This window comes from Bifidobacterium eulemuris (assembly GCF_014898155.1).
GTDB classification, from domain to species: domain Bacteria; phylum Actinomycetota; class Actinomycetes; order Actinomycetales; family Bifidobacteriaceae; genus Bifidobacterium; species Bifidobacterium eulemuris.
The window spans coordinates 2,661,690-2,686,254 of record NZ_CP062938.1; the positions used below are offsets into that span (position 1 = coordinate 2,661,690).

20 protein-coding genes and 1 CRISPR repeat array (1 of these 21 running past the window's edge) are annotated in these 24,565 nt (G+C 61.4%); of the genes, 14 read left to right on the forward strand and 6 right to left on the reverse strand.

The window, feature by feature from the left end; all coding sequences use genetic code 11:
- Nucleotides 1–1,209: a CRISPR direct-repeat array (repeat unit 36 nt; unit sequence ATTGCTGGAGTTTCTACTCCAGCACTTCATTGAGGA) (it extends 5,344 nt beyond the left edge of the window).
- 172 nt (nt 1,210–1,381) lie between these two features.
- Together BE0216_RS10795 and BE0216_RS10800 are read left to right on the forward strand one after the other, a co-directional pair.
- Entirely contained in the window at nt 1,382–2,605 is a 1,224-nt protein-coding gene (locus tag BE0216_RS10795; RefSeq protein ID WP_094636961.1) for an MFS transporter, read from the forward strand.
- An 83-nt stretch (nt 2,606–2,688) separates the two neighbouring features.
- Nucleotides 2,689–3,420 (forward strand): copper homeostasis protein CutC, encoded by a 732-nt coding sequence (locus tag BE0216_RS10800; protein ID WP_094637171.1) that lies wholly within the window; start codon nt 2,689–2,691, stop codon nt 3,418–3,420.
- 111 nt (nt 3,421–3,531) lie between these two features.
- Here the strand turns inward: BE0216_RS10800 and BE0216_RS12270 are convergent, their stop codons facing one another.
- Both BE0216_RS12270 and BE0216_RS10810 read right to left on the reverse strand, forming a co-directional pair.
- Nucleotides 3,532–3,942, reverse strand: a complete 411-nt coding sequence (locus BE0216_RS12270; RefSeq protein ID WP_226805831.1) for a type II toxin-antitoxin system YafQ family toxin — start codon at nt 3,940–3,942, stop codon at nt 3,532–3,534.
- On the reverse strand, nt 3,857–4,081 hold the full coding sequence (locus BE0216_RS10810) for a hypothetical protein (RefSeq protein ID WP_158217217.1): 225 nt from the start codon (nt 4,079–4,081) through the stop codon (nt 3,857–3,859). Before BE0216_RS10810 ends, BE0216_RS12270 begins: the two co-directional genes overlap by 86 nt.
- Before the next feature lie 624 nt (nt 4,082–4,705).
- Between BE0216_RS10810 and ileS the strand changes: the two genes are divergently transcribed.
- Nucleotides 4,706–8,026 (forward strand): mupirocin-resistant isoleucine--tRNA ligase, encoded by a 3,321-nt coding sequence (gene ileS / locus BE0216_RS10815; protein ID WP_094636963.1) that lies wholly within the window; start codon nt 4,706–4,708, stop codon nt 8,024–8,026.
- A gap of 187 nt (nt 8,027–8,213) precedes the next feature.
- Nucleotides 8,214–10,442 (forward strand): elongation factor G, encoded by a 2,229-nt coding sequence (locus BE0216_RS10820; protein WP_094636964.1) that lies wholly within the window; start codon nt 8,214–8,216, stop codon nt 10,440–10,442.
- 27 nt (nt 10,443–10,469) lie between these two features.
- Here the strand turns inward: BE0216_RS10820 and BE0216_RS10825 are convergent, their stop codons facing one another.
- The gene (locus BE0216_RS10825; RefSeq protein WP_158217218.1) at nt 10,470–11,489 is read right to left on the reverse strand and encodes a helix-turn-helix domain-containing protein; all 1,020 of its coding nucleotides are present in this window, start codon (nt 11,487–11,489) and stop codon (nt 10,470–10,472) included.
- 111 nt (nt 11,490–11,600) lie between these two features.
- On the opposite strand from BE0216_RS10825, the gene BE0216_RS10830 reads away from it, so the two are divergent.
- The 3 genes from BE0216_RS10830 (at nt 11,601) to BE0216_RS10840 (ending at nt 14,636) form a co-directional block, all read left to right on the forward strand.
- Complete coding sequence (locus BE0216_RS10830) at nt 11,601–12,773, forward strand: MFS transporter (RefSeq protein WP_094636966.1); 1,173 nt, start codon at nt 11,601–11,603, stop codon at nt 12,771–12,773.
- 38 nt (nt 12,774–12,811) lie between these two features.
- Nucleotides 12,812–13,687 (forward strand): glycoside hydrolase family 43 protein, encoded by an 876-nt coding sequence (locus BE0216_RS10835; RefSeq protein ID WP_094636967.1) that lies wholly within the window; start codon nt 12,812–12,814, stop codon nt 13,685–13,687.
- A gap of 271 nt (nt 13,688–13,958) precedes the next feature.
- Nucleotides 13,959–14,636: a hypothetical protein gene (locus BE0216_RS10840; RefSeq protein WP_094636968.1), complete on the forward strand. Its 678-nt coding sequence runs from the start codon at nt 13,959–13,961 to the stop codon at nt 14,634–14,636.
- Here BE0216_RS10840 and BE0216_RS10845 read toward each other — a convergent pair.
- Nucleotides 14,633–15,127 (reverse strand): GNAT family N-acetyltransferase, encoded by a 495-nt coding sequence (locus BE0216_RS10845; protein WP_094636969.1) that lies wholly within the window; start codon nt 15,125–15,127, stop codon nt 14,633–14,635. The genes BE0216_RS10840 and BE0216_RS10845 overlap by 4 nt on opposite strands.
- 152 nt (nt 15,128–15,279) lie before the next feature.
- Here BE0216_RS10845 and BE0216_RS10850 point away from each other — a divergent pair, with 152 nt between their 5' ends.
- Nucleotides 15,280–16,224, forward strand: a complete 945-nt coding sequence (locus BE0216_RS10850; protein WP_094636970.1) for a zinc-binding dehydrogenase — start codon at nt 15,280–15,282, stop codon at nt 16,222–16,224.
- Between the two features lie 237 nt (nt 16,225–16,461).
- Here the strand turns inward: BE0216_RS10850 and BE0216_RS10855 are convergent, their stop codons facing one another.
- A complete protein-coding gene (locus BE0216_RS10855) occupies nt 16,462–17,301 on the reverse strand; it encodes a YwiC-like family protein (protein ID WP_226805785.1) in 840 nt (279 codons plus the stop codon).
- 105 nt (nt 17,302–17,406) lie between these two features.
- Nucleotides 17,407–18,054 carry an alpha/beta hydrolase gene (locus BE0216_RS10860; protein ID WP_094636972.1) on the reverse strand — a complete coding sequence of 216 codons (648 nt, stop codon included), beginning with the start codon at nt 18,052–18,054 and terminating at the stop codon, nt 17,407–17,409.
- Between the two features lie 584 nt (nt 18,055–18,638).
- Between BE0216_RS10860 and BE0216_RS10865 the strand changes: the two genes are divergently transcribed.
- From BE0216_RS10865 to BE0216_RS10890, 6 genes are all read left to right on the forward strand, one after another.
- Nucleotides 18,639–19,295 carry an amino acid ABC transporter permease gene (locus tag BE0216_RS10865; protein ID WP_094636973.1) on the forward strand — a complete coding sequence of 219 codons (657 nt, stop codon included), beginning with the start codon at nt 18,639–18,641 and terminating at the stop codon, nt 19,293–19,295.
- A complete protein-coding gene (locus BE0216_RS10870; RefSeq protein ID WP_094636974.1) occupies nt 19,282–19,956 on the forward strand; it encodes an amino acid ABC transporter permease in 675 nt (224 codons plus the stop codon). Before BE0216_RS10865 ends, BE0216_RS10870 begins: the two co-directional genes overlap by 14 nt.
- On the forward strand, nt 19,949–20,791 hold the full coding sequence (locus BE0216_RS10875; protein WP_094636975.1) for an amino acid ABC transporter ATP-binding protein: 843 nt from the start codon (nt 19,949–19,951) through the stop codon (nt 20,789–20,791). Before BE0216_RS10870 ends, BE0216_RS10875 begins: the two co-directional genes overlap by 8 nt.
- Before the next feature lie 143 nt (nt 20,792–20,934).
- Complete coding sequence (locus BE0216_RS10880) at nt 20,935–21,831, forward strand: cysteine ABC transporter substrate-binding protein (RefSeq protein WP_094636976.1); 897 nt, start codon at nt 20,935–20,937, stop codon at nt 21,829–21,831.
- Between the two features lie 277 nt (nt 21,832–22,108).
- Nucleotides 22,109–23,308, forward strand: coding sequence for a pyridoxal phosphate-dependent aminotransferase (locus BE0216_RS10885; protein WP_094636977.1), 1,200 nt, complete (start codon nt 22,109–22,111; stop codon nt 23,306–23,308).
- Between the two features lie 57 nt (nt 23,309–23,365).
- Nucleotides 23,366–24,532: an iron-containing alcohol dehydrogenase gene (locus tag BE0216_RS10890; protein ID WP_094636978.1), complete on the forward strand. Its 1,167-nt coding sequence runs from the start codon at nt 23,366–23,368 to the stop codon at nt 24,530–24,532.
- The last annotated feature ends 33 nt before the right edge of the window (nt 24,533–24,565 follow it).

Here is a 24,565-nt window from a genome sequence, read left to right on the forward strand (position 1 = left end):
GGTAAAACGATTCTATTGCTGGAGTTTCTACTCCAGCACTTCATTGAGGAGGTTACACGTGGCGCAACGTCGAGGAGTGAGGCCTAATTGCTGGAGTTTCTACTCCAGCACTTCATTGAGGACTGCATATTTGGAAGATCCTGTCCGTGTCGGGATTCATTGCTGGAGTTTCTACTCCAGCACTTCATTGAGGACGGCAGAAGCGCTGCACGTTGGTGCATGAGCTGATGCAATTGCTGGAGTTTCTACTCCAGCACTTCATTGAGGATTGAACGTCTGCGTGACGTTCGTGATGTTCCCACCGATTGCTGGAGTTTCTACTCCAGCACTTCATTGAGGAGATGGATTCACGTCGGGCGCATGCCATGTCAACGAATTGCTGGAGTTTCTACTCCAGCACTTCATTGAGGACTGGGCTCGGGTATCTTCGACGCGATAGCCGATCCGATTGCTGGAGTTTCTACTCCAGCACTTCATTGAGGAACAGAGCATCACCGAATTGCGTGGGATTCTGAATGGCATTGCTGGAGTTTCTACTCCAGCACTTCATTGAGGACAGTACGCACTACGGATTGGAGGACTGCTGACATGGATTGCTGGAGTTTCTACTCCAGCACTTCATTGAGGAACGGTGGACATGGTTAGTTTCCTTTCTGTTGGATTTGATTGCTGGAGTTTCTACTCCAGCACTTCATTGAGGAGAGCGCGATTGGCTCCACATTGTCAGCCGTAGGCGGAGATTGCTGGAGTTTCTACTCCAGCACTTCATTGAGGTGGCATGGGACGGCGCGCAATGACCTCCGCCGCGCCGTATTGCTGGAGTCTCTACTCCAGCACTTCATTGAGGACTGTCGTGGATACAAGGACACGCGCAAGCAGCCTCGGATTGCTGGAGTTTCTACTCCGGCACTTCGTTGAGGAACGCACTCGTGCAACTTTCTCACCGTCGTCGCCGACGATTGCCGGAGTCTTTACTCCAGCGCTTCATTGAGGAGCGAGGTCGACGACCTCGCCGTCGCCCGCGACGGTATTGCTGGAGTCTCTACTTCAGCACTTCGTTGAGGACCGTCCTCGTGGGACTGTCTGCACGCCATGTTCCAAATTGCTGAAGTCTCTGCTCCAGCACTTCATTGAGGAGTGCATTGCCCTCTCGGATAGGCGCGGCAGACCGGGATTGCTGGAGTCTGTACTCCAGCACTTCATTGAGGAATGGGAGCAGGGCTTAGGGGATGATGTGAGATTCAAAATTGCTGGAGTCTCTGCTCTGGCACTTCATTGAGGGCGGGACAACAACGACGGCGGCTGAGGCGGTATGAAAGTGCTGGAGTTTCCACTCCAGCACTCCATTGATGAGGGCCGAACTCCTGATAGCCTAACTGTTATGACACAGTCTCCCGTTCCCGCTGCTGCACCGAACTACAACCGTACGATGATCGCCTGTTTCGTGGGCTACATCACTCAGGCGGTGATCAACAACTATATGCCGCTATTGTTCGTCACCTTCGCGGCGACGCTGGGCATCGATATGGCGCGCCTGTCCGCGTTGATCACGGTGAATTTCATTACGCAGCTAGTAGTGGATGTGTTGGCCGGGCGGTTTGTGGATAGGATCGGTTACAAGCCCTGTATTATCGCGGCGCATGTGTCGGCCGCTGCGGGACTGCTGGTGCTGGGACTGGTGCCAACACGTGTGTCTGACCCATACTGGGCCATTCTGGTGGCGATTTTGCTGTATGCCTTGGGCGGCGGACTGATCGAAGTGATGGTCTCGCCGATTGTGGAGGCCTGCCCCTCCGAGCACAAGGCCAAGGCGATGAGTCTGCTGCATTCGTTCTATTGCTGGGGACAACTGGGCACTGTGGTGATTTCCACACTGTTTCTGTGGGCATTCGGTACGGGAACGTGGCCGATGCTGGCTTGCCTGTGGGCGATTGTGCCGCTGGTCGGCATTGTGATGTTCTGGAGCGCGCCGATGCCGCGCATCGTGCCCGAAGGCGTGGCGACGATGCGGTTGGTCGATTTGGCGGCCAAACCGGTGTTCTATCTGCTGTTCGTGATGATGCTGTGCGCGGGCGCGGCCGAACAGGGCATGAGCCAGTGGGCGAGCACCTTCGCGGAAACCGGACTGGGCGTGACCAAAGTGGTAGGTGACCTCGCCGGCCCCGCTGCGTTCGCTCTGATGATGGGCCTGTCCCGCACCATCTACGGAATATTGGGGCACAAGCTTAATCTCCGGGCATTCATCGCCGGCAGTTCGATGCTGTGCGTGGCCACCTACCTGACCGCGGCGCTAACGACTTCGCCGGTACTAGGGCTGGTGGCCTGTGCGCTAACCGGTTTCTCGGTCGGCATTATGTGGCCCGGCACTTTCTCGTTGGGTGCGGATGCGATGCCCGGCGGCGGCACGCTGATGTTCGCCCTGTTCGCGGTGGCCGGCGACTTGGGGTGCGCCGGAGGCCCGGCCGTAGTGGGATTCATCGCCGCGGCCAACGGCAACAATCTCAAAGCCGGGCTACTATTCGGCTCGATTTTCGCTGTGATTCTGCTGGTGTGCGTCCTTATCGTGCGGCGTGCCAGCGTCGCTACTGCGTCTTCACATGACTGAATTTCGCTTGTTGAAATTCGTAAGGACAGTCACCTGGAAAGTATGAAGGCTTACGGCGGTGGGGTAGGATTGGGGCTGTGACGATGATTGAAATCGCAGTGCAGGATGTCGAAGGCGCGCGTACCGCCAAAGAAGAAGGTGCCGACCGTATTGAGTTATGCTCGGCGTTGGGTGCCACAGGCGGACTCACGCCAAGTTTCGGACTTATCCGGGCCTGCGCCCGCGTGGAGGTGCCCCAAGGCGTGCAGGTGCTCATCCGATCCCGCGCCGGTTCGTTCGTGTTCAGCGATGACGAACGGAACGTGCAGTTGGATGACGTCCGCGCGGCCGTCGAAGCCGGAGCCTCCGGAGTGGTCGTGGGCGGGCTGACGGACGAAGGCAAGCTGGACGAGCCTTTCGCCGCCGCGCTCGCCGAAGCGGCCCGTGAGGCGGGGGCTCGTGTCGGTCACGATATCGACATCACCTTCCACCGAGCCTTCGATGTGACCCGTGATCGTTTCGCCGTGATGGACGCACTCATCGGCATGGGATACACGCGCATTCTCACTTCGGGTGGTGCCGCAGGCGTGCCCGAAGGATTGGACGCCCTGCGCGAGCTGGTCGATCATGCGGCCGGTCGTATTCAAATCCAAGCCGGAGGCGGACTCACGGTCGAATCCATCCCCGAGGCGATGGCCACGGGAGTGGACGCGCTGCATATGTCCGCCAAACGACTTGTCGTCTCCGAAGGCGGTCCCGGTGGCGGGGGAGCCGCGCCGATAGAGTGCACGGACCGCGACGTCGTGCGCGCGGCCGTCGCCGCGGTGCGAGTCTGAGTTCACTGTCGCTCGCGCAGCATAGGTATGTGATATGGCTTGATCTATTTCGCCTTTATGGTGTGGCGAGCGTAATACTCGGCTAGAGGTCTTAATCTCCAGCCGAGTCACTTATTTGTTCGCAGAATCACCGCGCGGCCACTCCACACCGAACCGGCACGCACTCAACTCCGCATGAGAACAGATACGCACCATACGCACGAACCCTCGTCCACGCCAGTACAGCACAAGCACGTCATCATCACCCATATGGAACTCAACACACCCGTTGTAACAGCCGCCTGGTTTATTCAATACATGCGGCCCATACGAATCCGGTACGCAGCCATCAGTTGCCAGAAAATCAGCGACGACATCACGCACTTCACGCGCGTAATCCACACGCCAACGCGACAAGCGCGCAAGGTCCGCCGAAAACTCCGGCGTGAAACGAACCTCAACCACGCTCCGCTCCCGATATGATCGTATCCATATACGAACGCGCCTCACTCGGTGACTTGCAGACGACCTCACCCGGCGCATTATCGAGTGCGTACGCCGGCGTACCCGAATCCGCATAACCACTCACATATGCGCCAAGCAGGCTAATCAGATCAACCCCGCGTGAACGTGCCAAAGCCTCAGCCTCGGCATAACGCGGCAACGATTCAACAGCAGTCATAACTCACCTCGCTTCCAACTCAAATATTACCCGCCCCTCCTTGGAACGGGCCTAATACGCTGCCAGCCCATAAAGAGGCGGACATCGCCAAGAGGCGCGCGCAATCAGCCTAAGCCGACTGCTTTCTTTTCAACTCACTCCAGATATCTCCTAACAGTTTTCTGGGATTGGCGATAGGGCAAGGCGTGTAAGTGGTTCGGTAGGGTGACTGGGCGTGCCGATAGAGCGCACGGACCGCGATGTCGTGCGCGCGGCCGTCGTCGTGGTGCGGCGACGCGGAAGCGAATGGGATTTCGTCCGACCGGCGGTGATATGATAGGCGGCGTTGTGACGCGATGATCCGTTATCAGCGGGGAGCGCTCGGAAGAACGGCCGCGATCGACGGTGCGAGGAATCGCATGGCGGGAACGGCTTATTAGACCCGACGGGACCGGCCCGACATAGCCGGACATGAAGCGGTCGCGCATCATCCGCCAAACACAGGCGGGCGGGCGTGGCAAGCGAGGTGGTACCGCGGTATGCCTCGGTCGGCACGGCGTCCCGGCGCATGACGGGAGCGCAAGCCGGCCCGTCATCATCGTCCTCGTGAGGAAACCAACGAAGCATCTCACGAGGAGAACAGCGGTGAGCGAGAACACCAACAGTGTGTATCCCAAGGCGGCGGTGAGCGACGAGACCAAGCGCGTCGCGCCGAACCCCAGCTTCCCCAATCTGGAGGAATCCGTCCTCAAGTATTGGGACCAGGACGACACCTTCAACAAGTCCATCGAACGCAACCCTTCCGGCGACCACAGCCAGAACGAATTCGTCTTCTTCGACGGACCGCCCTTCGCCAACGGTCTGCCGCACTACGGCCACCTGCTGACCGGCTACGCGAAGGACGTGATCCCGCGCTACCAGACCATGAAGGGCCGCAAGGTCAACCGCGTGTTCGGCTGGGACACCCACGGCCTGCCCGCCGAGCTGGAGGCGCAGAAGGAGCTCGGCATCGACTCCGTGGACCAGATCCACGAGCTCGGCATCGACAAGTTCAACGACGCCTGCCGCTCCTCGGTGCTCAAATACACCAACGAATGGCAGGATTACGTGCATCGCCAGGCCCGCTGGGTCGATTTCGAGCACGGATACAAGACGCTCAACATCCCCTACATGGAGTCCGTGATGTGGGCGTTCAAGCAGCTCTACGACAAGGGTCTGGCCTATAAGGGCTACCGCGTGCTGCCGTACTGCCCCAAGGACCAGACGCCGCTGAGCGCGCACGAGCTGCGCATGGACGCCGACGTGTACCAGGACCGCCAGGACACCACCGTCTCCGTCGCCGTCAAGCTGCGCGACGAGGAGGACGCCTACGCCGTCTTCTGGACCACCACGCCCTGGACCGTGCCCACCAACTTCGCCATCGTCGTCGGCGCCGACATCGACTATGTCGAGGTGCGCCCCACCGAAGGCAAATTCGCCGGCAAGAAGTTTTACCTCGGCAAGCCCCTGCTCGCCTCCTACGCGAAGGAGCTCGGCGAGGACTACGAGATCGTGCGCGAGCTCAAGGGCGCCGAGATGGAAGGCTGGCGTTACTGGCCGGTGTTCCCGTACTTCGCCGGCGACGATGCGCTCGCCGAAGACGGCACCCCCGGCCCGAACGCCTATCAGATCTTCACCGCCGACTACGTCGACACCAATGAGGGCACCGGCCTCGTGCACCAGGCGCCCTACGGCGAGGACGATATGAACACGCTCAACGCGCACGGCATCAAAAGCGTGGACGTGCTTGACGAAGGCTGCCATTTCAACGCGCTGTGCCCCGACTACGAGGGCCAGTACGTGTTCGACGCGAACCTGCCGATCCTGCGCAACCTGCGCGCCGGCGACGGTCCGCTCGCCCGCATGGGCGAGGACCAGCGGGCGATCCTCTTCCAGGAGAAGAGCTACGTGCACTCCTATCCGCACTGCTGGCGTTGCGCCACCCCGCTGATCTACAAACCGGTCTCCAGCTGGTTCGTCTCCGTGACCAAGATCAAGGACCGTCTGCTCGAACTCAACCAGGAGATCAACTGGATTCCGGACAACGTCAAGGACGGCCAGTTCGGCAAGTGGCTCGCCAACGCGCGCGACTGGTCCATCTCCCGCAACCGCTTCTGGGGCAGCCCGATCCCGGTGTGGGTGAGCGACGATCCGAAGTATCCGCGCGTCGACGTGTACGGTTCGCTGGAGGAGCTCAAGGCCGACTTCGGCGACTATCCGCGCGACGACAAGGGCGAGGTCAACATGCACCGCCCGTGGATCGACAACCTGACCCGCGTCAACCCTGACGATCCGACCGGCAAGAGCCGCATGCACCGCATCACCGACGTGCTCGACTGCTGGTTCGAATCCGGCTCCATGTCGTTCGCCCAGTTCCATTACCCGTTCGAGAACAAGGAGTTCTTCGAACAGCACTTCCCGTGCGACTACATCGTCGAATACATCGGCCAGACCCGCGGCTGGTTCTACACGCTGCACATCATGGCCACCGCCCTGTTCGACAAGCCCGCGTTCAAGAACGTGATCTGCCACGGCATCGTGCTCGGCTCCGACGGCCAGAAGATGTCGAAGCATCTGCGCAACTATCCGGACGTGAACGGCGTGTTCAACGACTTCGGCTCCGACGCGATGCGCTGGTTCCTCATGTCCTCGCCGATCCTGCGCGGCGGCAACCTCATCGTCACCGCCGAAGGCATCCGCGACACCGTGCGCCAGGTCATGCTGCCCGTGTGGAGCTCGTACTACTTCTTCACGCTGTACGCCAACGCGGCCAACGGCGGCAAGGGCTTCGACGCCCGCACGCTGCGCGCCGACGAGGTGGCCGCCCTGCCCGAGATGGACCGCTACCTGCTGGCCCGCACCCGCATGCTGCTCGAGCGCGCGACCTCCTCGCTGGACGAGTTCGCGATCTCCGACGCGTGTGATGCGGTGAGCGACTTCATCGACGTGCTCACCAACTGGTACATCCGCAACACGCGCGACCGCTTCTGGAACGAGGACGAGAACGCGTTCAACACGCTGTACACCGTGCTCGAGGCGTTCATGCGCGTGCTCGCGCCGCTCGCTCCGATGGAGGCCGAGGCCGTGTGGCGCGGCCTGACCGGCGGTGAATCCGTGCATCTGGCCGACTGGCCGGCGTTGGTCGACGAGACCGGTGCCGCGACCGAGCTGGGTCAAGTGCTGGTGGCCGATGACGCGCTCGTCGCGGCCATGGAGAAGGTGCGCGAGGTCGTCTCCGGCACTCTGTCCCTGCGTAAGGCCGAGCAGATCCGCGTGCGTCAGCCGCTGTCCAAGCTCACCGTCGTGGTGGCCGATCCGACCGCCGTCGCCGCGTATGAGGAGATTCTGAAGTCCGAGCTCAACGTCAAGTTCGTCGCGCTTTCCACACTGGAGGACGCCGGCGAGCATGGACTCAAGATCGTCAACGAGCTGCGTGTGAATGCGCGCGCCGCCGGACCTCGCTTGGGCAAGCAGGTGCAGTTCGCGATCAAGGCTTCCAAGTCCGGCGCATGGCATGTGGATGACTCCGGCGCTCCCGTGGTGGAGACCCCGAACGGTGAGATCGCGCTGGTCGAAGGCGAGTACGAGCTGATCAACCGCGTGGAGCAGGAGAACGCGGACGCCGATGCGGCTTCCGTCTCCGCGGCTCTGCCGACCGGCGGCTTCGTGATTCTCGACACCGCGCTGACCGACGATCTGGTGGCCGAAGGCTACGCGCGCGACGCGATCCGCTCTGTGCAGGACGCCCGCAAGGCCGCCGGTCTCGACATCTCCGACCGTATCGCGCTGACGTTGACCGTGCCGACGGCCGACGCGGCCAAGGCCGAACAGTTCAAGGACCTCATCGCCGGTGAGACGCTGGCCACCTCCCTTGAGATCAAGGCCGAGGATGTGAAGGAGCTTGGCGTTCAGGTTGTCAAGGCCTGATTGACGGCTTCGCACGGGCATCGCGAACAATGATGCCCGTGCGAGGAAACCGCACACGAAAGCACATTTCGTACAGGCTGGGATTCGTTGGAATTTCAACGAATCCCAGCCGTTTCTGTTCGTTTGTTCCCCATAAAAGGGTCGCACGGACGGATTCTGGGAGTCGCCGCGTGCGAAGGGGGTTCCGATGAAACACATCGTCGCGGGGCTGCTGGCCCATGTGGACGCGGGGAAAACCACCCTGTCCGAAGCGTTGCTCTACCGCACGGGCGAAATCCGCAAACTCGGTCGCGTGGACCACGGCGACGCCTTCCTCGACACCGAATCGTTGGAGAAGCAGCGCGGCATCACCATCCACGCGCATCAGACCAAAGTCGTCCACGACGATCTTGAGCTCACTCTGCTGGATACGCCGGGGCACGTCGATTTCGCGGCCGAAACCGAACGCGTATTGCGTGTGCTCGATTATGCAATCCTCGTCGTCTCCGGTACCGACGGCGTGCAGGGGCACACGGAAACGCTGTGGCGACTGCTGGCGCAATACCATGTGCCGACGTTCGTTTTCGTCAATAAGATGGATTCCTCAGGTGCCGACCGCGAGACGACGCTCGCCCAACTGCATCGCCGTTGCTCCGACGCATGTCTGCCGCTGACGGCCGGAATGTTCGGCGGAGCGGAATCCTCCGGCTCGGCTGGACAAGACGACGAGTCTTCCGTCGCGCTGCTCGAATCCATCGCCGAACAGGACGAACTCGCATTGGACGAGTTTCTGGAGACCGGCGGAATCTCATTGGGCCGCATCCAAACCATGATCGCCGAACGCAGACTGTTCCCCGTCTTCTTCGGATCCGCGCTGAAACTCGACGGCATCGACGAATTCATGACGGGACTGTCGCGGTTCGCCCGCGAACCTCAATGGCCGGCCGAATTCGGAGCGCGGGTGTTCAAAATCGCCCACGACCAGCAGCACAACCGCCTGACGTGGCTGCGGGTGACCGGCGGCACGCTGAAAGCCAAGGCGATGCTGAGTCCCGCGACGGTCGCTTCGGCGGCATCGCCCCAATCAGCCAGTGGACAGCCTGATGGGGGAGTGGCCGCGCAAGACGAACGCTGGCATGAGAAAGTCGACCAACTGCGCGTCTACAACGGCGCGAAATTCGACATCGCGACGGAACTGCCCGCCGGTTCCATCTGCGCTGCGACAGGCCTGACCCAAACATTCCCCGGCGAGGGACTTGGCTTCGAGAGCGATGCCGAATCGCCCGCATTGCAACCGGTGCTCACCTACACCGTCCTGCCTCCCGGCATGAAACCCGATACGGAGACAACGTCGCGACGACCGGCCAAGCCATCCGCATCCGAATCCTCGGACGAAAAAAGCGATTCGGATGGCGCGGGCAAAACCGAGGAAGCGGCCGAATCGCAAGCCGACGCCGCACAGCGCAAGGCCGCGCCGAAGCCGGCGTTCGATGATCTGACGCTGCACAAACTTCTGGGCGCGCTTCGCGAACTTGAGGATGAGGAACCCCTGCTGCACGTCGCGTGGGTGGAGCGGCTGCAGGAGATCCACGTGCAGCTGATGGGCGCCGTGCAGTTGGAGATCATCCAACAGACCCTGCATGACCGGTTCGGTCTGGACGTGGCGTTCGGTCCGGGCGGCATCCTCTACCGCGAGACCGTCACCGAAACGGCGGAAGGCGTGGGGCATTTCGAGCCGCTGCGTCATTACGCCGAAGCGCATATCCTATTGGAGCCGGGGGAGCCGGGTGGCGGCGTGAGCGTCGCCAGCACGGTGAGCGAGAACGAACTCGACCGCAACTGGCAACGGCTCATCATGACGCATATGCGCGAAAAGGAGCATCTGGGTGTGCTCACCGGCTCGCCGCTGACGGATGTGAGGATGACGCTGGTCGCCGGACGCGCCCATCTCAAGCACACGGAAGGCGGCGACTTTCGCCAGGCCACCTATCGTGCGATCCGGCAGGGGCTGATGCGGCTCAAGGAGCGCGGCGCATGCCGCGTGATGGAGCCGTGGTACCGTTTCCGCTTGGAGATGCCGGGGGAGATGGTTGGGCGCGCCATGTCGGATATTCAACGCATGGCCGGCTCGTTCGAACCGCCGATGATGGATGCCGACTACGCGTTGCTGGTGGGGGAGTGCCCCGTCTCGGAAATGCGCGACTATGCGATGGAGGTGCACTCATATACGCACGGCCGCGGCCGTCTGAGCTGCGTCTTCGCCGGATACCGCCCCTGCCACGACGAGGAGCGTGTGGTCGCGCAATCCGCCTATGATCCCGAATCCGACCTTGAGAACACCCCGGACTCGGTGTTCTGCGCGCACGGTGCCGGCTACCCCGTCAAATGGTACAAAGTCCCCGACTTCATGCACCTTGACTGGTCGGTGGAATCGTAAGCGCATTCCCAACGAATATCGGCGCTCCTATGCGCCCAATCCCGTTTTGAGGAATGCGTTTCGATACTGTTTGGGGGTCAGCGAGAACCGCTTCTGGAAAATCTTATGGAAGTAGCTGGGGCTTTTGAACCCCACAAGTCGGGTGATTTCGGCGATGGTGAGCTCCGATTGCGTCAAAGCCGTGGCCGCCTCATTGAGACGTGTTTCATTGATAAGAGTTCCGAGGGTTTTCCCGCTGTGCGATTTGCTGTAACGGGAGAGATATCCGATGCTGTATCCCAGTTGATGCGCGATGGATTCAATGGAGATATGCACGAGATCTCGATCGATGATTTGTTGGATGGATGCGATGAGCGGGTCCGCGTGGACGCGCTCATCCAACGCCTGGCTGAGATAGTGAACGCATTCCAATAGATTGCCGACAACCGCGTAATGCACCGAATGCTCGGAGGAGCCGTATTCGACGATAAGACGATTGATGGCTGATTCCAGAGAAGGGCTCTTGTCCGGTCCGATGGCGATATAGGGTATATCGCTCAATGAAGAGGCCCACTGGTGGAAGGCTTCATCATGGGAATGTGGTGCGAGCGCCTGCATTCGACTGATGATGGTCGTGGAGATGAGCATGTCTATTTCAACGGGGGTTGGTTGGGAGTCTCCTCCGACGGGGGAGATCAGATGTTTCGCTCCCGGTTGGATGGCTATGGTTCCGCCTGCCCGCACGACTTCCGTCCGTCCCTCGATCCAGAGCATGACGCTGCCTTTGAGCACATGCGTGACTTCAACGTAGTCGTGAAAATGGGGTTTTGACCGATGCTCAAGTTCGTGCGCGATGATGCCGAACCCATCGTCGGTCGATATATGTTCGACCGCTTGGGAAACGTCTTGGAAGGATGTGAGTTCGATGCGCCGATGGGCGACGTCAATGTTGTCGTGGGATATATCGGCGCTTTGAAAATCCACGTACTTGATGAGGTCGTCGGGGTTCCGCTGCAGGACGTCGCCTATGTCCAGGTGGGGCAATGCGTGCGAACGTCTATCTTTCATAAAGGTCATTATTGAGCACACTGTGGTCATTATGCAAGATAAATGGCTTAATACAGTATGTCTTGACAGCAATGTCGCATCAAAAACAAGGTTGTTTTCGAGGAGAATAGTATGCGTATCACAAAACCGACAATAGGCATCCTGACATTGAGCATGATTTCATTGTCAGGAATATTCATCACTCCGGTGATCGGACTCGTGGCGGAGGCTTTCCCACAGGCCTCGTTGAGCAGCGTGCAGATGATTGTTTCCGTCTCCACGTTGACTGCTCTGGTCGGAGCTTGGTGCACGGGCAAACTCGTGCAGCTCTTTTCGCGCAAGACCGTCGCATTGCTTGGCGTCGCCGGCGTTCTGGTGTTCGGATTCCTGCCGTTTATCGCGCATTCGAGTCTGAGCGTCGTTATCGCATTGTCCGGATGCCTGGGCGTGTGCTTGGGTCTCATCAACAATACGTTGCCGGCCTTCATCTCCGATCATTACGATGTGGAGCAACGGCAAGGAATGATGGGCAAGCAGGTCGCCTTCGCCAGCATCGGCGCGATGGTTTTCATCTACGCCGCCGGCATGCTGGGCACAATCGCTTGGTACTACGCCTATCTGGTGTACCTGTTCGCCGCGGTTGTCCTGCTGGTTTGCTGGTTCACCCTTCCCAAAGATGCGGTGGGCGAGGATGGAAGCCGAGACGAACGGAAATTCTCCATCGCGCAGGCGTTGACGCCTAGGGTCCTGTTCCTGCTCGTGGCTGGTTTCTTCTTCCTGATCGCCAATAACGCATACAGCAACAACCTCGCGCTTTTGGTCGCTCAGAACAATCTTGGCGATAGCGGCACCGCCGGTCTCGCCACCACCATCGGCCAGTTGGGTGGTTTGATCGCCGGCCTGCTTATCGGACGGCTGGCGAAACGCATCACCAATCACCTGTTGATGCTTGGATTCGTCATCGAAGGCGTCGCCCTTCTTGTTGTCGGATTCGCTCCCAATCTGCTGGTCCTCGTCGTCGGATGCTTCTTCGTCGGCGCGGGACTGAGCGTGTACTACGCTCAAGCTCCTTTCCTTATCACCGTGCTTGAGAAACCGTATCTGATCCCTCTTGGCATCGCCGCTATGACCACGGCGAACGCGCTCGGCGGTTTCGCCAGTCCGGTGGTGGTCAACGCCATCAACGGACTGTTCGGATCCACTGCCGCAGGAGCGATGTGCATTGGCGCCGCCATGGCTCTGATCGTCGCCGTTGTCCTTGGCATGACGAACTACCAGAAGCATTGTCTGGATGCTGTTCGGTGAATGGCGGCCCCGTTGGTATGAACAAGAAATGAGATGTGATGATGAATCTTGAACAGATCAATATTCGCGACCCTTTCGTTATGGAATATGACGGAAGCTACTACATGTACGGAACCCGTACCGAAGGCGTTTGGGGCGAGATGGACGGATTCGATTGCTACGTCAGCGATGATTGCGTCCAATGGAACGGACCTGTTGAGGTTTTCCACAAGCCGGAAGGCTTTTGGGCGGAGCGTGCGTACTGGGCTCCGGAATGTTATCGCCGCAACGGCAAATTCTATCTGATCGCCACTTTGGCAGATGCCGAAGGCCGCAAATCGGTGAATGTGCTGGAATCGGAATCGCCCGTTGGTCCGTTCGTCTATCTGTCTCGCCTTACCGATCCGGCTCAGGCATGTATCGACGGCACGCTCTACGAAGAAGACGATAAGGTCTACCTCGTGTATTCGCATTCTCTTGAAGACGTGCCCGAGGGGAATATGGACGCGGTGGAGGTATCTTCCGATTTGACCTATGCCATTGGAAATCCATTCACCGTATTTCAGGCATCCGACGCATCTTGGAGTGTGCCGGTACCATTCGCGAAAGCTGAATTCGGCATCGATGGACCGGCGTATTTCTCTGACGGGCCTTTCCTGGAGAAAACCGCGCAAGGAAAGCTGGTCATGCTGTGGTCCAGCTGGTCGGATCAGGGATATTCAGTCGGGCAGGCCGTGTCCTCAGACGGCAGCATTCGTGGGCGATGGACGCATGAGAACAGGCCTCTGATTGGTCAAGGCGGGCACGGAATGCTGTTCACCGGGCCTGACGGCAAACGCTACTTCGCGATGCATGCGCAGAATGGTCGCGAACCCGAGCATCCTCGGTTCCTTGAAGTCACGGAATCCGAGCGCGGGCTCGATGTGCGCATCTGACCTCCTGCTTTCAAGCGGCTCTCGGCTGTTCCTCCGTCCGAGAGCCGCTCGCCATGGTCGGGAATCGGTGATGCTTGGAATTCAGTCTGTATAGTCATCCTTCCCCATGATTGAGCTGCTGTGTGATGGTTATAACTGTTGCTTAGAATTCGCTAAGCTACATTTATTGAGCTAAATGTAGCTTAGCGCACGAAGCAACACTAGATATCGGCGGTATGATGCGGATTGTTCCCATCGGAATAGACATGTGGTTTGAATCGATGGGGGATGGATGATGGCGAGACCGGTTGTCTACACTGATTTTGACGGGGTGTTGAACGCTTTTCCGGATGACAAGGTGCTGCGTCGCGGAGGACAGGCGCATTTGGATTGGTTGAAGGACGGCGATCCACGCAAAACGCTGTACGACGTGAGGAATGCGTTTCTTCTGGATCGAACAAGACGTGTGCCGACTCCTATGGGTAAGTTTCGGGTTCGCTGGTCGGCGGAACTGACCGATGCGCTGCATGCAATGGCCTTGGTAGGGGATATCGAGCTGAATTGGCTGTCGACGTGGCAGCCGTTCACTGCTGCGCTGAACGAGACCTTGAGTTGGGGTCCTGAAATCGTCAGCACGGTGAACTGGTATGATCCGGTTTCCGGGCAAGGACGCCTCACCGGCAAACGCAGAACGGTGTTTTGCCGGGTCGAAGCTGAATGTCAGTTCGCGGATTCTGCGCCAATCGTCTGGATCGATGACGAGGAATGCTATGACAGTGTGGCGATGCAGTTGGAATCGTTGAACCCGGCATCACCGGTGCTGATGGTCCATCCTGATGACCGCATCGGCATCTCGCGCAGGCAATGGCGGTTGATTGAGCGCTTCGTTGATGATCCGGCGTCATTCGAGCCGGTCACTCTCGATGAGGAACCGACGCTGCACAATCGTTCCGGGCACATCGGTTTCTAGAACTCCAGCCGCATTTGGTGCCAGGTTGCGTCGCCGTGGGTGGAGGAGGAAATGCCTTCGTCGAGGAAGCCGAATTGGGCGTAGAAGCCGATGAGGGGCTTCTTGCAGGTGAGGACCAGTCCGCGGCGGCCGGCGGCGCGGGTGTCGGCGATGACTTGGCGCATCACGGTGCTGGCGTGGCCCTGATGCTGGTATCGGGGCGCGGTGTCCACGCCGAAGATCATCTGCCACGCGCCATGCGGATCATGCAGCGTCGCGTCCTCATACATATCGTCGGTCAGGTCGGGAAGGTCCGTGGCGAATCCGTTGATGAACGAGATGATGGCGCCGTCCCGCCCATCCTCCGTCAGCAGCCAGAAACAGTCGGGATACACCTCCAGTCGGGCGTGAAGCCCTTCTTTGGTAGCGGCTTCGGCGGCGGGGAAGCAGGCCGATTCCACGGCGGCGATGGCGTCGAGGTCGGCAAGCGTGGCATGGCGAATCGTGGTCATGGTCTCATTATCGTTCTGAATCCGCGCCGGACACGACAACCTCCCTCATATCGTTCAGCGTGTTCCACAAACGTTCCGTTAGGGTGGAAGAGTCGATTGCGTTCGGGGCGAGGCGGCCCCGCGCGACACCATAAGCCAGCAAAGGAGCTGTTATGAAATCCTGGAGATTCACCGGAACGAACAATCCCTTGGAACTCGTCGAACTTCCCGACCCCGTGGCCGGCCCCGGCCAAGTGGTTGTGGATGTGAAGGCGGCGGGCATCTGCCACACCGATGTCGGCATCCTGACCGATCCCGGCTGGATGTCGATGCTGGGGCAGGTGCCGGTGACGCTCGGCCATGAGGACGCCGGCGTCATCAGCCAAGTGGGCGGGGGCGTCACCGACTTCCAAGTCGGCGATCGCGTGGCCATCTGCCCGACCACCAGCGCCGGATGCCCCGGCTCGTCGTTCGACGGCGGTTTCGGTCCGAAAATCGTCATCGGCACGCAGGCGTTGGTGCCGATTCCCGACGAGGTCGACTTCGTCAAAGGCGCGGCAGCGACCGACGCGGGCATGACCTCCTATGCCGCGGTCGTGCGTCGCGGCGGCGTCAAACAAGGGGACAAGGTCGGCATCATCGGCCTCGGAGGTCTTGGCCAGATCGGCGCCCGCGTGGCGCATCTGCTTGGCGCAGAGGTGTACGTCGCCGAGATCAAGGAAGACGTCTGGCCGCTCGCCGAGGAGCTCGGCGCCAAGGATGTGCGCCGCTCCATCAAGGATTTCGACGATGTGCGGTTCGACGTCATCGTCGACTTCGCCGGCTTCGGCGACACGACGGCCGACGCGGTCGACGTGATCAAACTGGGCGGTGTGGTCGTGCTCGTCGGCATGGGCAAACTGGACGTCACCTTCGACGCCAAGTCGCTGATCGTGAACCAGTGCGACCTGCGCGGTTCCAACGGCGGCACTCCGGAAGACATCAAAGGCGTCTACGAACTCATGCGTTCCGGCGAGCTCGATCCCGTCACCACGACGGTCGGTTTCGACGAGATCCCCGAGGCGATCGAACGTCTCGAACGCGGCGAGGTCAAGGGACGTCTGGTCGTCGCCTACTGACCGCTTGCCGAATGACGCTCTCCAACGGTCGTCGCGGATACGGCGGAAGCCATCCGCGACGACCGCGTCCGTCTCGATCGCGATTGCGCGAGTTACGACCGCCGCCACTGCACGACGCTTGGGATACGTGCCAAGGCGCGCGGGAGGATTCCTCGTCTTCGTTTGGAACGACGGAAACGGTCCAACGCTGCTGGGGTTGCAGCGCGGCGGGAGATGGCAGGGCGGAAGCCCGGGACGCTATACCGCCAGCCATGGCACGGACATGATGATCATTACGAAGGTCAGCAGGCTGGCGAACAGTTCGATCAGTCCGGGGACGATCGGCTTGAGCGTTCGCTTGTTTGCGATCAACGGCAACGCCACCGCGCGGGCCAGCAGCACCAGCGCGGTGCCTCCGAGCGCGGGATGCAGCACGAAACCTCCGACGACCATCCCCACATGCCATGCGATCGACGCGACGAGATACGGCACGTTGCCGCGCTCGCGGATCATCGTTTTGACGAACAGCACCGAACCGAATTGCGTCAGAGCGAACAGCACCGCCGCAAGCACGCCGATCCGCGGGAACGGCGGATACACGTTCGTCAGATACTGTTCCAACGGCGCGCCTTCGGACATCGGCATCACGCCGGCCTCGACATCCGCACCGAACGACGCGGTGACCACAGCCATCGCGCATGCGGCGATAATCGCCACCGCATTGCCCCATAGGGTCCGCTCCTGCCGGCGCCATGCAGCCAGCATCGACAGCGCCAGCAGCACCACATACAACGGTGCCCATATCAGCACGCGCGGATGCATCACCACGAACGGCACGCCCAACACCACCAGCACGGCACCGTACCCCAACGCCGGCAGGCGGTATCGTTTGCGGAAGCGTGATTTCACCCACCGGGCGGCGGTGAACTGCGTGCAGTAGCACAGCAGCCACAGGACCAGCAGCCACAGGTTCGTGGGATTGGCCCCGGCGAGCACGACCCCCGCGATGGCGGGCAGCAGCGCCATCGCCCAAGCGCCGGGTTGGTCGGGAATCCACAGGCGGACGGATGCGCGGTGGGAAGATGCAGGTTGAGACATGATTGCCATCATAGGGGAGCGGGCGCGTAAAGACCAGAGGGTTGGGTGAGATGCCTCGACTGCGCTCGGCATGACGGTGGATACAGCGGGAGTGTGACGGCGGAACTACCAGATCACCGGTCGTACGGTGCCGATCCTCTCCAGGAACCTCGCCGCATCGCGCATCTCCTCCATGCATATGCCGTGCGCCACACCGGGGTAGACGTACTCGTCCAGCGTGCCGTGCCCCCTCCAGAAGTCGGACATGGCCGTGACCTCGTCGGCTGAGAAAATCGGGTCGAGCGCGCCATGTCCGTAGAACACCGGCGGCTTCGACTCGGCTAGCGTCCTGTCGCCCGGCAACGCGCCCGGCGCGAGCCAGCCGGAGAACGCGACCGCGGCCATATAGCGCGACGGATTCACCCGCAGCATATGCGCCGCCAGCAGTCCGCCCTGAGAGAATCCCATCATCACCACCTGACGGTCGGCGGGGATATGCTCCGCGACCCACCGGTCCACCGCTTCGGCCGCCCGCAAGGCCTGACGGTCGAGCGAGGCTCCCTCCGGCACGCCCTCATGCGCCCACTCGTCGAACCACGTGTATCCCATGCCGTACGCGATCGGCGCGCGCAGCGACGCGTAATCCGCGCCCCGCGCGCAATAGTTCAGCAGATCGGGCAGATCCCGTTCGTCGGCGCCCCAGCCGTGCAACAACACGAACACGGGAGTTTGTGCGGAGCCATGCAGGGAGGTGAGCGCGGCGGCGATTTCCATAATGCCTCTTTCGCTTGGGAAACGGACGTCTCATACTGTGGTCAGCGTGTACCACCAATCTAGCGGTATTTCAGTAGCCTTGAGAGTACACGGTCGCGTCGCCATATGCGGGGCCGAAACGTCGTGGACCATGTCGTACGGCGTGGTGTGGAGTCCTGCTCTCACGTCGCCATACGCGGGGACGGAAGAGCCGCGGACGGGCCGCATTCGTGCGGCACGCAGTCCGGCATCCGCACGCGGCATGCCGGACTGCGGCGCGGACGTGGCAGGAACGCGACGCGGGCGCGGTTGCACGGTCTATAAGCAACGCCTATAGCCACGCCGCCGCAAGCGCCGCGCGCGCCACGTACTATGACTTTCGCGTATGCGGGCGTATGCCCGCTTCGCATAGGGCATAACGCGCAGGCGTGTGTCACAATAAAGCAACTCGCTGCGGCGTGTGAACAAACGCACGCGGTCGAAACAGCCGCTCGTCACGCCGGCCGACACCGCGCCGCGCTGATTCGCAGCCGTCGATATAAGCCGGTCGAACGCGACATCGCGCGGGCCAACGAGAGACAGAGACCAGGAAAGGAGCCACGCCCATGTTCGATTGGACATTCGTCGAGCGTTACGCGCCCTTCTTCGTCTCCGGCACGTTGATGACGCTGTTCATCTCCGTGTTCGGCATCCTGCTCGCCCTCGCCGTCGGACTGGTCTGCGCCGGCGTCGACACCGCGCGCATTCCGGTCGCGCGCCAGATCGTACGCGTCTACATCGAACTCAGCCGCAACACCCCGCTGCTGGTGCAACTCTACTTCCTCTACTTCGGCCTGCCGAAACTGGGCATCGTCTGGTCCGCCGAAACCTGCGCCATCGTGGGACTCGGCTTCCTCGGCGGCTCCTATATGTCCGAGGCCATCCGCGGCGGACTCGAAGCCGTGCCCGACGTGCAGCGCGAGACCGCGTACGTGCTGGGATTGAGCTCCATGCAGTCGCTCTCCCGCGTGGTGCTGCCGCAGGCCGTCTCCACCGCAGTGCCGGGCGTGGTCGCCAACGTGATCTTCCTCATCAAGGAATCCTCCGTCGTCTCCGCCATCGCGCTCGCCGACGTGATGTACATGGCCAAGGACCTGATCGGCATGTACTACAGCACCTACGAGTCGCTGTTCATGCTCGTCGTGGCCTATCTGGTCATCCTGCTTCCGGTTTCGCTGTTCGGCACCTGGCTCGAAAGGAGGTTCGACTATGCAAAGCGCTGAGATCCTCCTGCAGCCGGGTGTGTTCCCGCGGCTGCTGCAAGGTCTGTGGGTCACCGTGTGGATCGCGGGCGTCTCCGTAGGCGCGTCCGTTCCCGTCGGCCTGCTGGTCGGCTGGCTGATGACGCTGCGCAATCCGATTGTGCGCGCCGTCATGCGCGTGTACCTCGACTTCATCCGCATCATGCCGCAGCTCGCCCTGCTGTTCCTCGCCTATTACGGTTTCGCCCGATGGTTCAACTGGAATCTCGACGCGACCGGCGCCTGCGTGCTCGTGTTCGTGCTGTGGGGCGGCGCCGAGCTCGGCGACCTCGTGCGCGGCGCGCTCACCTCGATTCCCAAGGCGCAGTACGAGTCCGCGTATGTGCTGGGATTGGGCCCGTGGCAGACCTTCGCGCGCGTGATCCTGCCGCAGGCCGTGCGTCGGATGCTGCCCGCGTCGGTGAACCTCGCCACCCGCATCGTCAAAACCACATCGCTGGCCGTGCTGCTCGGCGTGGTGGAGGTCATCAAGGTGGGCCAGCAGATCATCGACGTGAACCGTTTCCAATATCCCGACGGCACGCTGTGGGTGTACGGCGCGATCTTCTTCATGTATTTCATCGTGTGCTGGCCGCTGTCGATCGTGGCCCGCAGACTCGAAAAGAGGTGGGCCAATGGCTGACGCAACCAAGACCAACGCGACCGCGGTCCAGCCGGACGCCGGCACCGAGGCTCCCGCCGCGCTGACTCTGACCGGCCTGACCAAACAGTACGCCAACGCCGACCATCCGGTGCTCGACGGCATCTCATTAAGCGTGCCCAAAGGGCAGGTCCTGGTGATCGTCGGCCCGTCCGGATCGGGCAAGTCGACCCTGCTGCGCACCGTCGCCGGACTCGAACCGATCCAAGGCGGCACCATCGCTTTGGACGATCAGATCATCGAAACCGGCAGACCCGGCAGTGAGAAGTCCGGCAGGTCCGACCGGAGCAGCGAGCTGCGCACGCGCATCGGCATGGTGTTCCAAAGCTACGATTTGTTCCCGAATAAAACCGTGCTTGGCAACCTCGTCCTGGCCCCGACCATCGTGCAGAAACGCGACAAAACGCAAGTCGAGGCCGAAGCCGTGCGGCTGCTCGAACGCGTGGGATTGGCCGACCGTAAGGACGCCTGGCCCCACGAACTTTCGGGCGGGCAGCGCCAGCGTGTGGCCATCTGCCGCGCGTTGATCCTGCATCCGGAGATATTGCTGTTCGACGAGGTGACCGCCGCGCTCGACCCTGAGATGGTGCGTGAGGTGCTCGACGTGATCCTCGACCTCGCGAAACAGGGGCAGACCATGCTGATCGTCACGCATGAGATGCCCTTCGCCCGCGCCATCGCCGACCACGTCGTGCTGCTGGAGGACGGCGTAATCGTCGAACAATCCGACGATCCGGAACGTTTCTTCACCCAGCCGCGAACCGAGCGGGCACGGCAGTTCCTGCACACCTTCGAATTCGAACGCGCGGAACACTGACCGGCCGCCCGGCCTCCACGGTCACAGGCTCGCAACAATCGCGATGCAATCGCACGCCATACTTGTCGGAAGCGACACCCCAAGCGCTACTTGTCGCATACCGACCTACCCTGCAACAACCACACCCAAGAGAAAGAGATGCCATGAACGCATCGTTGACAAAACCATTCAAAACCCTGCTCGCCGCCTCGGCGGCGCTGATCATGGCGGGCTCGCTCGCCGCCTGCGGTCCCTCCGCCGGCACGCCGAGCGACAGCGCCTCCGACGACGCCACGGCCACGACCTCCGCGACCGCGCGCACGCTTGACGAGATCAAGGAGTCCGGCGTGCTCAAGGTCGCCGTGTTCTCCGACAAGGCGCCGTTCGGCTATGTGGACGCCAATGGCGACTACGCCGGCTACGACGTGGTGTTCGCCGAGCGTCTCGCCGAAGACCTCGGCGTCGAACCCGAATACACCTCCGTGGACGCCGCCGCCCGTGTGGACGTGCTGACCTCCAACAAGGTCGACGTGGTGCTCGCCAACTTCACCGTCACCGACGAGCGCGCCGAAAAGGTCGACTTCGCCGATCCGTACATGAAGGTCTCGCTCGGCATCGTCTCGCCCGAATCCGCCGTGATCTCGGACGTGAGCGAGCTGGACGGCAAAACCCTGATCGTGGTCAAGGGCACCACCGCCGAAACCTACTTCGAGGAGAACTATCCGAACGTGACCCTGCAGAAGTACGACCAGTACGCCGACGCCTACAACGCGCTGCTCGACGGCCGCGGCGACGCCTTCTCCACCGACAACACCGAGGTGCTCGCCTGGGCCAAGTCCAACGAGGGCTTCACCGTGGGCGTGACCAGCCTGGGCGACGTGGACACCATCGCGCCCGCCGTGCAGAAGGGCAATACCGAGCTGCTCGACTTCATCAACGATGAGATCGCCGCGCTCGCCGACGAGAACTTCTTCCACAACGATTACGAGGAGACTCTCCAGCCGGTTTACGGCGACGACGTGGATCCCGACGACATCGTCGTGGAGGGCGGGCAGGTCTGATTGGAGCCCCTCGCACGGGCCTCGTCCCCGAGGGCTCCCGTGCGACCCTGATAGCGGGTCGAAACGCACATGAAATGGCGTGATTCCTTGGAATCACGCCATTTTGCTATGTGAGGTCCATGTGCGTTCCTGTGCGGAAAAGTCGCACGAAACGTCGGCCGGCAACCGTTTGTGCGAACCCCTCATAACTAATCCATATAGCCACGCCGGCCCGCGCCGTTCCAGGAACGGATACGTTGACATCGAAAAACACAATGAACGGGAAGGAAGGCAAACGATGCGATACGATTCTCCCGTCAGGTTCTCCGCAGTGGCCCGTTCGATTCCGTCGAACGTTTTCGCCGATATGGATCGCAAGGTCGCCGCCGCCATCGCCGAAGGTCATGATGTGATCGATCTGGCGAAAGGCAATCCGGACGCGTATCCGGCCGAGTTCATCCGCGAGGAGGCGAAAAAAGCCGCCGACGACCCGGCGAATGCGCGGTACACGCCGTTCGACGGCAAGCCGGCGTTCCTGGAGGCCGCCGCCGGCTGGTACGCCCGCGTGCATGACGTCCCCCTTGACTGTCGCAGCCAACTATTCGCGGTGGAGGGGGCGGTCGATGGTCTGGCCGGGCTGTTCTCCATCCTCGTCGATCCGGGGGATGCCGTCGCGTTCGTCGATCCGTATTACCCGTCGTATCACTGCATGTCGGTGATGGCGGGAGCCGAGGAGGTGCTGCTGCCGGCATTGGCGGATCGGGGTTTCCTGCCCGATCTGGACGCGGTTCCCCAGAAAGTGTGGGAGCGCGTCAAGGTGCTGGTGCTCAACTATCCCAACAATCCCACCGGCGCGCAGGCTCCGCGGGATTTTCTGAGGCATGCGGTGGATCTGGCCAGGCGGCATCGTTTCGTGATCGTTCAGGATTTCGCCTACGCGGGACTCGGCGTCCATGGTCAGCAGTCCAGCATTCTCGCGGTGCCGGGCGCGTTCGATGTGGCGGTGGAGGTGTGCTCGCTGTCGAAAATGTATGCGATGGCGGGATGGCGGGCCGGTTTCGTCGCAGGCAATGACGATATCGTCGCGCATTTCAAGCGGTACCACTATCAGATGGGATCGATGATTTCGAGCATCGTGCAGGACGCCGGCGCCGCGGCGCTGAACAGCGACCAACGCTGCGTGGACGAGCTGGCGGAACGTTATGCCCGCCGCCGCGGAATCGTATCGCGGGGGTTGCACGATGCCGGACTCGATGTGTTCGACTCGCAGGGCGGCATCTACGTATGGGCCCGCACACCGGCCGGTTACGACGGTGTGGGATTCGCCGACCTCGTGCTGAAACGCGCGCATGTCGCCGTACTGCCGGGTTCGTGCTTCGGTTCGGTCGGGGCCGATTATGTGCGTTTCAGCCTATTGAAGTCGGATGGTGAGTTGGACGAGGCCGTTCGCCGCGTGGCCGACGTCCTCGCGCGTGCTGCGAACTTGAACCGCCCATAAGCAACCCATATAGCCACGCCGTCATAGGCCGTGGACGAAGCGTGTAGCTTCTGGGATATGACTTTTGAATACCACTCTCAATCCAAGCTGGTCTTCGGTGCCGGCGCATTATCCAATCTCGAGGCCCTGCTGCGCGAGCGCCGGGCCACCTCGGTGCTGCTGGTGTACAGCGGCGACTACGTGTTCGACCTGGGCATCCGTGACCATATCGTCGAGACGGTGCGGTCCATCGGCGCCACGCTGATCGAAAACGGCGATGTGGTGCCCAATCCGCGCATCGAACTGGTGCGCGGGCTTGTGGCGCAGGCGAGGGAGCATCAGGTGGACGTGGTGCTCGCCGTGGGCGGGGCGAGCGCGTTCGATACGGCCAAGGCCGTTGGGGTGGGCGTGCCGTACGCGGGAGACGTGTGGGATCTGTTCGACGGCACCGCCGAACCGACGGAAACCCTGACTGTGGGCGTGGTAAGCACGATTCCGGGATCCGGATCGGAGGTTTCCGACTGCGCCGTGCTCCAGCAGGGGCAGGACAAACGCGCCTTGGAGAACCGCATACTCATTCCAAGCTTCGCCATCGTGGATCCCGAATACTCGCGCACTGCGCCGTACCGCTATCAGGCGGCGGCCGTGGCCGATCTCGCCGTCGGATTCCTGGAACCGTATTTCACCGCCAAGCCGCATATCGAGGCGGCCGACCGACTGTTGGAGGGCGGATTCAAAGCGGCCCTTGCGGCCGGACGCCGCTTCGCGCGCGATCCGCAGGATTCGGCTGTGCGCGCCGAACTGCACTGGCTGTCGGCCACCATGTTCAACCATTGCTGGCTGGCCACCGGCAGCGAGAACGACTGGACCACGCACCGCGTCGAGCATGAGCTCGGCGGCGAATTCGACGTGATCCATGGCGAGGGCATCTGCGCGATCCTGCCGTCCATCATCCGACATGTCGCCGAGCGTCGTCCCGAGCGGTACGCCCAGCTGGCCGTGCGGGTGTTCGGCGCCGACCCCTATGATCTGACGCCGCGCGAAGCGGCCAACGTGCTTGCCGACGAACTGGAGGACTTTTTCAAAACCCTCCGTCTGCCGGTGAGTCTCAGGCAGATCGGAGTTCCTCGCGAGGCGATCGGACACATCGCCGACCAGCTCACCCATGCGGGTGAGACCACCGTGGGCAACTATTCGCCGCTGAGCCGCCAGGACGTCGTCGCCGTGCTCGAGCGCGCCTACTGAACCCGACCCATACCATCATCCATCCATCAAGGA